General features: G+C 43.9%; 18 protein-coding genes. 13 read left to right on the top strand and 5 right to left on the bottom strand.

The genetic code is table 11. The features are described from left to right. Positions 1–334: 334 nt before the first annotated feature. From QZW82_RS19995 to QZW82_RS19960, 8 genes are all read left to right on the top strand, one after another. Positions 335–598 carry a hypothetical protein gene (locus QZW82_RS19995; RefSeq protein ID WP_293151663.1) on the top strand — a complete coding sequence of 88 codons (264 nt, stop codon included), beginning with the start codon at positions 335–337 and terminating at the stop codon, positions 596–598. Between the two features lie 65 nt (positions 599–663). Further along, a complete protein-coding gene (locus QZW82_RS19990) occupies positions 664–1767 on the top strand; it encodes an AAA family ATPase (RefSeq protein ID WP_293151661.1) in 1104 nt (367 codons plus the stop codon). After that, positions 1767–2465, top strand: coding sequence for a DUF4276 family protein (locus tag QZW82_RS19985; protein ID WP_293151659.1), 699 nt, complete (start codon positions 1767–1769; stop codon positions 2463–2465). The genes QZW82_RS19990 and QZW82_RS19985 overlap by 1 nt, the downstream gene beginning before the upstream one ends. Positions 2466–2597: 132 nt before the next feature. Beyond that, positions 2598–2861, top strand: a complete 264-nt coding sequence (locus tag QZW82_RS19980; RefSeq protein WP_293151656.1) for a hypothetical protein — start codon at positions 2598–2600, stop codon at positions 2859–2861. A gap of 1 nt (position 2862) precedes the next feature. Further along, positions 2863–3183, top strand: coding sequence for a type II toxin-antitoxin system RelE/ParE family toxin (locus QZW82_RS19975; protein ID WP_366665055.1), 321 nt, complete (start codon positions 2863–2865; stop codon positions 3181–3183). Then, on the top strand, positions 3173–3319 hold the full coding sequence (locus QZW82_RS19970; protein ID WP_293151653.1) for a hypothetical protein: 147 nt from the start codon (positions 3173–3175) through the stop codon (positions 3317–3319). The genes QZW82_RS19975 and QZW82_RS19970 overlap by 11 nt, the downstream gene beginning before the upstream one ends. 58 nt (positions 3320–3377) lie before the next feature. Then, positions 3378–3587: a type II toxin-antitoxin system HicB family antitoxin gene (locus QZW82_RS19965; protein WP_293151650.1), complete on the top strand. Its 210-nt coding sequence runs from the start codon at positions 3378–3380 to the stop codon at positions 3585–3587. A 99-nt stretch (positions 3588–3686) separates the two neighbouring features. After that, complete coding sequence (locus tag QZW82_RS19960; protein WP_293151647.1) at positions 3687–4088, top strand: hypothetical protein; 402 nt, start codon at positions 3687–3689, stop codon at positions 4086–4088. A 104-nt stretch (positions 4089–4192) separates the two neighbouring features. Here the strand turns inward: QZW82_RS19960 and QZW82_RS19955 are convergent, their stop codons facing one another. Then, on the bottom strand, positions 4193–5068 hold the full coding sequence (locus QZW82_RS19955) for a LysR family transcriptional regulator (RefSeq protein ID WP_293151645.1): 876 nt from the start codon (positions 5066–5068) through the stop codon (positions 4193–4195). Between the two features lie 127 nt (positions 5069–5195). Here QZW82_RS19955 and QZW82_RS19950 point away from each other — a divergent pair, with 127 nt between their 5' ends. The 5 genes from QZW82_RS19950 (at position 5196) to QZW82_RS19930 (ending at position 8521) form a co-directional block, all read left to right on the top strand. Next, on the top strand, positions 5196–5573 hold the full coding sequence (locus QZW82_RS19950) for a hypothetical protein (RefSeq protein ID WP_293151642.1): 378 nt from the start codon (positions 5196–5198) through the stop codon (positions 5571–5573). Between the two features lie 69 nt (positions 5574–5642). After that, the gene (locus QZW82_RS19945) at positions 5643–6347 is read left to right on the top strand and encodes a DUF4079 domain-containing protein (RefSeq protein ID WP_293151639.1); all 705 of its coding nucleotides are present in this window, start codon (positions 5643–5645) and stop codon (positions 6345–6347) included. 15 nt (positions 6348–6362) lie between these two features. Further along, positions 6363–6716, top strand: coding sequence for a cupin domain-containing protein (locus tag QZW82_RS19940; protein ID WP_293151636.1), 354 nt, complete (start codon positions 6363–6365; stop codon positions 6714–6716). Between the two features lie 175 nt (positions 6717–6891). Continuing rightward, positions 6892–7938 (top strand): DMT family transporter, encoded by a 1047-nt coding sequence (locus QZW82_RS19935; RefSeq protein ID WP_293151633.1) that lies wholly within the window; start codon positions 6892–6894, stop codon positions 7936–7938. 22 nt (positions 7939–7960) lie between these two features. Further along, a complete protein-coding gene (locus tag QZW82_RS19930) occupies positions 7961–8521 on the top strand; it encodes a DM13 domain-containing protein (RefSeq protein ID WP_293151630.1) in 561 nt (186 codons plus the stop codon). A gap of 140 nt (positions 8522–8661) precedes the next feature. On the opposite strand, the gene QZW82_RS19925 is transcribed toward QZW82_RS19930, so the two are convergent. The 4 genes from QZW82_RS19925 to QZW82_RS19910 all read right to left on the bottom strand — a co-directional run bounded on the left by QZW82_RS19925 (position 8662) and on the right by QZW82_RS19910 (position 11759). Beyond that, a complete protein-coding gene (locus QZW82_RS19925) occupies positions 8662–8970 on the bottom strand; it encodes a hypothetical protein (protein ID WP_293151627.1) in 309 nt (102 codons plus the stop codon). A gap of 229 nt (positions 8971–9199) precedes the next feature. Next, the gene (locus tag QZW82_RS19920; protein ID WP_293151624.1) at positions 9200–9769 is read right to left on the bottom strand and encodes a hypothetical protein; all 570 of its coding nucleotides are present in this window, start codon (positions 9767–9769) and stop codon (positions 9200–9202) included. A gap of 139 nt (positions 9770–9908) precedes the next feature. Then, positions 9909–10031: a hypothetical protein gene (locus QZW82_RS19915; RefSeq protein WP_293151621.1), complete on the bottom strand. Its 123-nt coding sequence runs from the start codon at positions 10029–10031 to the stop codon at positions 9909–9911. A gap of 135 nt (positions 10032–10166) precedes the next feature. Next, the gene (locus tag QZW82_RS19910) at positions 10167–11759 is read right to left on the bottom strand and encodes a right-handed parallel beta-helix repeat-containing protein (protein ID WP_293151618.1); all 1593 of its coding nucleotides are present in this window, start codon (positions 11757–11759) and stop codon (positions 10167–10169) included. Between the last annotated feature and the right edge of the window lie 37 nt (positions 11760–11796).

Below are 11796 nucleotides of genomic sequence, written 5' to 3'. Positions count from 1 at the left end.
GGACTCGTAAAATCTGGGCTTCTCGCTCTAAAATCGTCATGGCAAATTACGGGAAATGGCGGTACCTTCTCGTTTTAGCGGCTTTTCATCGCTCCTGTCATCTCCGCGAATAATTCATGACACTAGCGAATTTTAACTTCTCAAGATCTTGAGAAGCTCAATTTAATGAAGCTACTAGACCAATAGAGATCCGTGAACTCACTATAGTTCTGCCAAGAGTGCGATCTTTGTCAAGGGCGATCGAAGCGAATAAGTTGTCATTAGTCTTTACCCTTAATTATTCTTCCTTCTATATTTGCTAGAATAAAAGGGAATACTAACCGAAATACAATTCATGCTAAAAACCATCGAAGGCATTTATCAGAACGGACAGATTCAGTTAGCCTCGCTACCGCAAGATGTTAGCGATCGCTCTCAAGTTCTCGTCACCTTTCTCGATCCTAGCAAAATCGATCCAATTAAACTGCGCGAATTAATCGATCGGTTAGAAACAATTGCAGGTATTCAGCAAGGCTTCGAGGAACTCAACGCCGGACTTACTCGCCCTATCGAAAATTTTGTCCAAGAAATGCAGCATAAATATGATATTTCAGGTTGAAATTACCCCGATCGCCTCTTTGGATGAGAGTTTCTAGTCTTATTGTTATACGAGGAGATTGACTTTTGAATAGGCTACAAAGATTAACCCTCAATGGATTTAAGTCTATTAAGGCAATAGATATTGAGCTGCATCCCCTAAATATCCTGATTGGAGCAAATGGAGCAGGCAAGAGCAACATGATCTCGTTTTTCAAGATGCTCAACGAGATGATGGCTGGACGCTTTCAACAGTTTATTGCTGTATCGGGTCGTTCTCAATCCCTCCTATATTTTGGACCTAAGACAACGCCCCAAATAGAAGCAAAACTAGAATTTGAAGTCGAAAATGGGGTCGATTCCTATCATATTCGGCTGTTTCATGCGGCTGGTGATACCCTGATTTTTGCCGAAGAGACTTTGAGTTTTCTGCAAACAGGCAGGACATCCCCAAGGACTGATGAATTAGGTGCAGGACATCAGGAAACCAGAATTAAAGAAGCAGCAAAGGAAGGTAAGCAAACGGCTCGAATGCTGGAATATTTGCTGAATCGTTGCCGTGTATACCATTTTCATGACACATCTTCTACGGCAGGAGTCCGGCAATCCTGTTATGTTGGTGACAGCCGATGGCTAATGCCCGATGCTGGAAATTTAGCTGCATTACTTCTCAGGTTTCGTGAAGAGAATGGGGGTGCCGCTTATCAGCGTATTATCGGAACAATCCGTCTTATTGCACCTTTTTTCGATGATTTTGTTCTTGAACCAGATGTATCTAATCGCGTCATTCTCAACTGGCGAGAAAAGGAGTCCGATCGGGTATTTGGGCCCCATCAATTTTCAGATGGTACTTTGCGTGCCATATGTCTTGCGACGCTGCTCTTACAGCCAGAAGATGAACTGCCAGAACTCATTGTCGTTGATGAGCCGGAATTAGGGCTTCACCCCTACGCTCTAAATGTTGTGGCTGATTTGTTTAGTAAGGCTGCACTCCATACGCAAATTCTCGTTAGCACTCAATCTAGTTCTTTCTTGGATAATTTCGATCCTGACGATGTAATTGCGGTGAACCGAGAGGGCAAGGAATCGCAATTTAAGAGGCTAAATCCCACAGAATTACACGCTTGGCTTGAGGAGTATAGTCTGGGAGAAATTTGGGAGAAAAATATCATTGGTGGAGGCCCGCATTAATGGCGCGTCTTTACCTGTTTGCCGAAGGACAAACCGAGCAGACATTCGCTGACATTTTGATACAACCGCAGTTAGCTCTATATGACGTGTTTATGCACAATCCCATACTTATTGCTCATGCAAAAAAGAAGGGTCAGGTACATAGAGGTGGCGGTCGTAATTATCTGCCAATGAAGAATGACATCATGCGTTTTCTTAAACAAGAAAAAGCCCCGGATGTGTTTTTCACAACTATGATTGATTTATACGCTATTCATGCCGATTTTCCGGGATTAGCTGAGTCTGAGAGTCTACGTCAAGATCCGATACAGCGGGTTGAATTTTTAGAGAAACGCTTTGCAGAAGATATTGGTGATGCTCGATTAATTCCTTACCTTCAGTTACATGAATATGAGGCATACCTCTTTTCTGACCCAACGTGTTTTAAGTACCTTGATGCTGGACGGACAAAAGAGATTGAAGCTCTCCGAGTTATCGCTAGTCAATATCAGACACCGGAGTTAATCAACGACGGGCAGCAAACAGCACCTAGCAAACGTATCATCGCGCAGTTTCCTGATTACGGAAAAGCGAAGTCTATTTTTGGACCGCTGTTAGCTGAGCAAATTGGATTGCACGTAATTCGGAACAAATGCTCTCACTTTAATAAATGGCTGTCACGACTTGAATCTTTGAATGAGAAAGGCGTTAGTAGTTGAGTGGAGCGCAAAAAATTACTACGGGGTCGATCGCTCTTCAATTAGGTACGATCGCCCTTTGAGTCTTTAAGCTTAATTTTTTTGTTCCTATACTTGCTAGAATAAAAGGGAATACTAACCGAAATACAATTCATGCTAAAAACCATCGAAGGCATTTATCAGAACGGACAGATTCAGTTAGCCTCGCTACCGCAAGATGTTAGCGATCGCTCTCAAGTTCTCGTCACCTTTCTCGATCCTAGCAAAATCGATCCAATTAAACTGCGCGAATTAATCGATCGGTTAGAAACAATTGCAGGTATTCAGCAAGGCTTCGAGGAACTCAACGCCGGACTTACTCGCCCTATCGAAAATTTTGTCCAAGAAATGCAGCAGAAATATGACATTTTAGGTTGAAATTACCCCGATCGCCTCTAATGAAATTGAGCAAGCCTATCGCTGGTATCGAGAGCGGAATCCCGATTTTGCCGATCGCTGGTTTCGAGGCTTGATGAATGAAATCGCAACACTCCAAGAAAAACCTCGACGCTGTGCTTTAGCAGTTGAAAGTGATATTTTTCCTGAAGAAGTTCGGCAGTTACTTTATGGGAAATCCAAAAACATTTACCGGGTATTGTTTGCGATTCGAGATACTACGGTTTATGTGTTGTACGTGCGCCATAGCGCTCGATCGCCATTAACCGCAGATGATTTGGATGAACTAGAAGGTGGAGTTTAGAATAGAATTTTCAGAAACTAATCTTAGCCCTTATACTTCGATCGCCTCAATGATTTTGGCAGAACTTCAAGACAATCTAAAATGCGATCGAGCATTTGCTAGTTCTCCCGATGTTCTTGGCGTTACTTGCAGATAGGTTATACTTAAAACAATTGCCTTTTGCGGAAAAATCAAGCTGTTTGAATTTAAATTTTATGAGAACGTTCACTGCGGTTGTTGAAAAAGACCATGAAACTGCTTTGTATGTAGGCTATGTTCCCGGTTTCCCTGGAGCGCATTCTCAAGGAGAAACTTTAGACGAGCTACAAGCGAACCTGTGTGAAGTAATCGAGATGCTGTTGGAAGATGATAATCCAGCTTTCAATCCAGAGTTTGTTGGTACTCAGCAAATTGTAGTTGCGTAGAAGATATTTGCATCACTTGCCAAACAGTCGTATGATGACTCATCATTATATTGATGATTGTTTCATTCTTGTCACTCACCTAATATGCGATCGCTCTTCTTGACTCTAGCTCTCATGTGTTTGGCCACCCCCGCTGTTGCCGCAACCTGCGAGGAAAGCTTTCAAAAAAAGGGAGACTTTCTCAATGGTGCCGCCTTTTCGGCGCGCGTTCAGGTTGAGGGGTTATCGGTAGAGAAAGCATTTTCCCAATTGCGACCCATTTTGGCGCGCGAGAGCATCAGAACTATCAGCACCGATGTGAGCACAGGTGTCATGAAAGCCGAAAATCCCGCAACAGCATTTCAGCGTGCTTTGCCGATCGATATTTTTGCATCAGCCGACGGAAATCTATTAACTGTCGAGATGATTTTTACTCTTCCCAGTGGCGTGACTGCAAGTAGGGACACCGTTAAGGGATACTTGTGCGGTGCGCTAAATCAATTGTTACCAAAAAATAAGTAATTTCTAGTCCGATCGTGATTTTTGTGCAGCCCCAAGAAATTGTTCGCATCTTAGAAAATCTTGGGGTTTTAGAGGTTCGTCTTTGATACTCAAATCCCACAATCTCAAACCCACGGATCGAGCTTAAATTCTGCCTCTAAAAAATCAATAAAACAAGTTATTTTTCCCGGATAAAAACGGCTGCGACGATATACCCCATTAATTGGCAACGGAGTCGGCTGATAATCCTCCAACACCACCTTGAGATCGCCCCGGTAAATCTCATCACCAAACATCCAGACTGGCGCGACAGCAATCCCCAAACCCGATAGCACTGCCGCTCGAATCGCCACAGAACTATTAGTTTGAAAACAACCCCCAACTTGCACCTTGATAGTGCCATCTGTTCCTTGAAAATGCCATTCATTGCCTGTTGACAGATGCGTATAGACAATACAATCACGATCCACTAAATCATCCGGTGTTTGAGGTTCTCCTGCTTGCTCAAAATAGCCTCTTGTTGCTACTGTGACGCGGCGAGTCGTGCCGATGTGATGGCTAATCAGGGAACTATCGGGACGATTACCAATGCGGATCAACAGGTCTAATCCATTCTCTACAATATCCACAAAACTATCGGCCATCATCAGATCGATCTTGACATCGGGATAGCGTTTCATAAAGGCTTTTAAACGGGGGACAATCTGCATTTCCCCAAACAGCACGGGACAGCCCAATCGCAAAATACCTGTTGCTCGTTCTTTTCCTGTTAAACTGGCCTCCGCTTCGGCGACGGTTTCCAAAATTTGCTGACAGTATTGATAGTATCTTTTCCCCTCCTCGGTCAAACTCAAATTGGTAGTTGAACGAGTGATTAATTGTACCCCTAGATATTTTTCCAGAGCGGCGATTTGCTTGCTAATTGTCGGTTGCGTCGTCTGTTGTTCCCGCGCTACGGCAGAAAAACTCTTCATTTCGATCGCCCGAACGAAAGTCTGCATACAGGCAATTCGATCCATGCAGTACCTATTCCAAAATGGCATATAACATATTCTATTATGCCTCCTTCTCAAAAAAATTGAAATAGATCATGATATTCGCATCAACCATTCTCACCAAAAAACGAAAATGTTAAAACTCAAATCCCTCAGTCCTCTGTTGGCAACCCTCGCTATTGCTAGCGCTATCAGTGCCGGAGATGTAGCTGTACATAGCTTTTTGCCAAAATTCCAAAATACGGCAATCGCTGCCCCGGAAATGACGGTTCAGCAAAAGATCGATATTATTACTAAAAGTAAAGGACAAGTTGGTAGTGGCGACCAATTGCGACGATTTTTCTATGGTGATTTATTACCATTAGGAGTACAACCCGGTGGGGCAGGTATGGTGGTCAATCTCTACAACAAAGCCAACAATGTTACCTTTTCCTACTGTGCAACCTATGATGTCGTTGTCGCTGTGAAACAAGGGAGAGTAGCGAGTTTTCCCGCCGCTGAAGTGAAGTAATTTGCCTGTTCCCTTGCTGAGTGTAGTAAGGGAAAATTCCCGATATATATCATTGAATGGATATTTAACATGGAACTTCAAGACTTTTTTGCTTTATTACATCCGGCGATCGCCATTATTGTGGTTTTTCCCTTAATCGGAGTTGTAGTGAATCGCGCCCTACTCACCCGCCAACGTCGCCTGCAAGTTGTCGGTGGCGAAAAAAGTAAAATTCCGCCAGTAGTAGGTTCCGAGCACGTAGCGATCGGTAGTTGGTTGAGCGGCTCAGTTGTAGGCGTTGCCCTACTGGGAATGGCCTATCCCATTTTTTCAAAAATGCTCAGTAACGACACCCTGAACAAAGAACCCTTTCGAGTCTTTTTTGTCATCGCCATTTTCCTGTTAAGCATTGCTTCTTTCACGCTACTATTTAAGGCAAAAGTTAAACTATGGCGAGGTATTTTTGCCACTTTAACAGGCATGGGATTGATTGTTTTAGGATTTCAACCAGAAATCTTTCGTCGGGATAATGAATGGTTTGTTTCCCATTATTACTACGGTATTACAGCCGCTTTATTGATGATTTTTTCAGTGGCGATCGTCCAAGATATTTATCAGGACAAACAAAATCGCTGGCGCACCGCTCATATCATTCTCAATTGTTTTGCTCTACTGCTTTTTATCGGTCAGGGAATGACTGGTGCAAGGGATTTACTAGAGATTCCCCTCCATTGGCAAGAACACTATATTTATCAATGTGATTTTACCAATAAAACCTGTCCTCAACCCAAATAAAACGGTGATTTGAAAATGATGAAATCAAGAGTTTTCCCCCTGGAAGCTGATGTGCGTTTCTCCGATGAATCTGCTATGGTGACTGAAATTATTAAGACTAAAAATGCTAGTATCGCTATTTGGGGAGTCAAGCCTGGGCAAATTGTAGAAGCTCATTGTCACCCGGATGGACAAGATACCTGGGTGATGCTACGGGGCACTTTGACGTATTATTTAGGCAATGGTCAAAGCCAAAGCTTGAATGCTGGTGAAGTTGCCATCGCAGAAAAAAATCAGATTCATGGGGCAGTGAATGACAATAGTGAAGATGCTGTGTTTATCTCCATTTATTCTGCTCCCCAAATTGGCTATGAAAAGGCATCACCTTAAACTAATTTAATGTAAAGTTGTATACTGTTTAAATGAGTCGTGAAACTCTCTTGTCTTTCGGTTCTTCGCGTTCTACCCTACGGGAACGGCTTCGCCGAACGCGTCTTCGCGGTTCGTTTAAAACTTTTGAATTATTGCCTGAATTCATGTTATAAAATCAACATCAATAAAGAGCATGAAAGTTGCCAACAAAGTGCATCTAATTTTAATGAGAGTTCCTGCCCCGATGTATCTTGGCATAGCTGTTTTGATTTTTGCAACTTCTAATTCTGTTACTAAAAAAATAGTTGAGATTGGTCAAAATCATGCGATCGATGGCAGAAATCCCATCTCACTGTGCAATGTTTTATTTGTGGGTAATATCTGTGCTTTGGGGTTAATGACTCTAATTTTTCATCAAGATTGGCAACCGCAGACTCTAAAAGCTCTGACTCGTAAAGATTGGATTAGTTTAACCATTACAGGTATTTTATCGGGGGCGATCGCTCCAGCGTTAATTTTTCAAGCCCTGGGACAGACAAATATTACTAATATCGTGTTAATTGGGCGTATCGAACCAATTTTAACCCTGGTGTTGGGTGTTTGGTTGTTGGGTTCGCGGGTCAATTCGTGGTCAATTGCAGGGTCTCTGATTTCCTTGGCTGGGGTGATAGTGACTGCTTTTTTAGGTACTTCAGGGCCGATGATGACGATGGCTGGATTTCAAATTGGCACCGGAGAATTTTTTGTGGCGATCGCCGCGATCATTGGTTCCATTGCTACCGTCGTTGGTAAACTGCAATTACAATCGATTCCCTTGGGAATTTTTACGATTTATCGCAATATTCTGGGGACGGTGATTTTTTTCCTATTGGCTAATCTTCTTTACGGGCCAAACCACTTTGCCGAAGTGTTATCTCCTTTTCTGTGGCAATGGATGATAGTTTATGCGGCGGTTATTGTCGTCATGGGTCAATTATGTTGGTTGGCGGGTTTAAAAAATGCGACTTCCACGGAACTGAATTTAGCCAGTTTATTGAACCCAATTGCAGCTATAATAATGGGATATTTAGTTTTAGGGGAAGCTCCTACTTTAGCTCAATATGTAGGGGGAAGTTTGTTGTTTGTGGGGATTATCTTGGGTTTTGTTGGCAACCTATATGAGGCTCAAATAAATCGAGAATTAGTTAACCTCAATCCTCGCGATGCTATGGAAACTGCGATCGGTTTCCGGGGAGTTTAATGTTTTAAGGAGGAAGCTTTTTATGAAACGCCGCTATTTCAACTTTGCTAGTATTACCTTTGTGTCAACAATTGCGATCGGCTGCATCAAAACCGCTGGCGATCGAACTGCTATTGCGTCATCCGGTACTTCTGAAACAATGCCAACGCCTGTGGCAGCTTCCCCTCCAACTGGGCCAGCGACATCACCCACAACGGCTAAAGCGACAAAAGTTCTAACTTCTGGCACTTTTGTCGATGGCGAACACCCCACCAAAGGCACTGCCCGCATTGTCCAGAAAGGGGATGAGCGCATTCTGGAACTCGATCGAGCATTTCAAACATCAACGTCTGGTCCTGATTTGGTCGTGATTTTACACAAATCGCCCGATGTCATTGGCTCGACAGTTCCCCCAGCCTATCCCATCAAGAAAGGGGACTATGTGTTCATCGCGCCACTCAAGTCATACAGCGGTGCTCAAAGCTATGTGATTCCTGCCAGCATCAACTCAGAAGATTTTGCTTCGGCGGCAATTTGGTGCCGTAAGTTCAATGCCACCTTTGGTGCTGCAAGACTTCAGCGATCGAGTTCCGCAAGGCTCTGACGGCTGTCGGGAAATAAGCCTAGGTATTGTAGTTTCCAAAACTCGATCGCAATACCCAATATTTCAAAATTACCATCCCACGGAGTTTGCTATGATTCGTCCGATCGCGCGCGCCCGATGACACAACTGCATTAATCGCCTTAGCTGAGGCCACTGGACTGTTCGGGCCGCAGGAAACCGAAGAACTCGCCCTCATGCTGGCAGACTACTTCGACGGCGAAACCAACAGCCAAGACATCTGGATTACCGACGATGACGGCGGGCTGGTGGGGGTCGCGTATGTTGCGCCGGAACGAATGACCGATGGGACGCTGTAGTTGCGTCCCCTGTTCAGAAACCTGGCATCCCCGTTCAATCTCCTGAAAGCATTCGACTAAGACTCGTCCTGCGATCGCCCTTCTCCCTACAAAAAAGGCGATCGCACTCCTGTAAATTAACAGCGATCGCACTTTCAAATCCCCAAAGCGATCGCTCTCCCGATAAATATATCAAACAAAAAGCGATGTCTACGACGGGCTACGCCTACGCATTACACGATCCGCGATCGCCATAAAACCTAGGGTGGGTTAGCAACAGCATAACCCACCCAATTTAATGATAATGATACGGATGGTGCGTTAACGAAGTGTAACGCACCCTACAAGATCAGGCGATCGCACAGGAAGTCTCTTAGCTCGTTTACCAAAGACATTTAGTTGCTGTTTCTATGCCCGACATCTTAGTTGTACTGAGTAGCTCGAACACATCTCTTTTGGTCGCTGGTGTTGCTGGTTTCTCCCAGCGGTTTTTCAAGTCTGTATACCGTGTGTCATAGTAAATATTTTGACGACATTGAAACGCAACATCATCAAAAGCATTTCCAGGGTCCCAAGCTCGGTTTTGCGGACCTACTACTAAATTTCCTTGCACCCATCCAAATAATCCATTCATCGTCTCTACCGCTGGTGGCTTTTTCTCTAAATATGCTTTTATTAATTCTTGAATACTTTTATACTCTCCCAAATTTACATTTTTTATGTTCTCATAGCTCAACAAAAAGTCTGTTAGTAATGGCTGAGTGGTATAAGTCTGAGTTCCATACTTTACTAGCTCATCCAAAGGAATAATGTGGTGTCGGGTTTGATAAGATAAAATGGGATAGGGTTGGTCAGAGTTCCATGGATAGGAGGGACGAGCAGCACTAGAATTTTCCGGAAATTGGAATATTGCTATTAGGATAACTAAAGTGAGGATGAGTAGTTTTTTCATTTTTCGTTGGAAACACTCCTAATACGATTGATTTCTTTGTTTTCAGTAATTTTTTCTTCCCACATCCTTGAGACGTTTCCCAGCCCCAATTTGGGAATTTTTCGAGTTACAGGCAAATTTTCTCCCCCAAAATCCACCCTCAACCCACCAAACCCTTTCTCTCCTTACCTTTGAGCTGCCGCACAATCTTTTCGACTTCCCCATGAGTCGCATACAACAACTGCTGGCTCAAAGCACTTTCATAAGCCTCGATCGCTCCCAACGTCAAATGGTCAACTAAGGGATGAAAATTGATGAGCGATCGCTCTCTGGCTCATGGCATTGTGGACATCGCATCGACAATTGAGAAGGTGCGTTACGCTTTGGCTAACGCACCCTACAAGATCAAGCGATCGCACTATTGAGTTAATTGGAACGCCCCAATATCAGCACTACCATCGACAGCACGACGAGGTTTACCTCGTTGGTCAGTTTCGGGGTCTGTGGGCAGTTTCTTTGGGTCACCAGCACGAATAGCTGGGCTATTAGGGAGAAGACGCATTGTTTGGGTGGGGCCACCGTTGTCACTCAATGAACTCAGAAGGGGGTCAATCGGGTTGTCAATTGTACCAACGATGTCTCCTTTAGTGCCAAATCCGGTACTATCCCCGCTGTTGCCAATCAGGTTGTAGCCGTTACTGGCAAATGAACCTGATACATCGGTACTCGGACCAAATTGAGTTTGACCACCACTGATAATAGTATTCCGCACCGTGAATGAGCTAGGTCCATTATGAATCACGCTGGAGCTAAATTTACTCGAATTATTGCTAATGGTACTGTAGATTACTGTGCTGGTGCCCAAGTTTGTGATGCCGCCGCTAAACCCACCCGAATTATCGCTGATCGTACTGTTAATTACTGTATTGGTGCCCAAGTTATTGATGCCGCCACCAAAAGTGCCAGCCGAATTACGGCTAATGGTACTGTTAATTACTGTAATGGTGCTATTGCTGTTATTAAAGATGCCGCCACCATCAGCGCCAGCTAAATTACGGCTAATGGTACTGTTATTTACTATGATGTTGCCTCCGTCATTATAGATGCCGCCGCCGCCACCAGAAGAGTTAGCCGAATTACTACTGATCGTACTTTTGTCTACCCTCATGGTGCCTCTGTCATTATAGATGCCGCCGCCAAAGCCAATTCCCGAATTATCGCTAATGGTACTGTTGTTTACCGTAAGGGTGCCAGTTGTATGATAAATACCGCCACCAAACCAAGTTCCTGAATTATCGCTGATGGTACTGTTGTTTACCATTAAGTTGCCATGGCTATAAATACCAGAGCCAGAGTGTGCTGAATTACCTGTAATGCTACTGTTATTTACCGTTAAGTCACCAGTGCTATCAATACCACCTCCCTCAGTATTATGAAGCGATCCAGAACTATTCAATGCAGAATTATTGCGAACAATACTGCTATCTAAGGTAAGTTTACCCAAGTTCTCGATTCCCCCTCCGTTTTTGCTTGTGACACGACCGGACTCTACAATCAATCCAGCAAGCGTCACCGCTGCTCCCGACTGAATCTTAAAAACCCGCGACGCATTATTTCCACTCACCGTTACCAAAGGCCTACCCGTCAGTGTATCTTGTGGAGCAATGATATCTAAACTATGAATAATATCCAGCTCTCCTAACTGCAAGGTAATAATCTGTGGTGTGGAGAATAAAGAACGGTCAAACTCAATCAAGTCTTTTTCAGAGTCAGCGTTGGCTTTATTGATCGCATCTCGCAAGGTGGTAACGCTAGGGTCATTCACTGCATCTTTAATGCTATTCACCACAATTGTGGCTCTGGTAGGTGCTGGTTGTGCTAATAGTTGAACTACGCTAGGATTAATAGCAGCAGGTTGTCCAGTGTTGGCATGGGCGGTATTAACAAACCCAAAAAGGCTGGTAGTAAAAGCTAATACTGTTGCCAGTACAATTAGAGCAATTCGTTTCATGGTTTTTTCCTTGGTGTTCCAAGACTTAGGTAATTAC

The sequence above is a fragment of the Microcoleus sp. bin48.metabat.b7b8b9.023 genome, from assembly GCF_013299185.1.
In the GTDB taxonomy this organism is placed as follows: domain Bacteria; phylum Cyanobacteriota; class Cyanobacteriia; order Cyanobacteriales; family Microcoleaceae; genus Microcoleus.
This window is presented reverse-complemented; position numbering and strand designations above follow the sequence as displayed.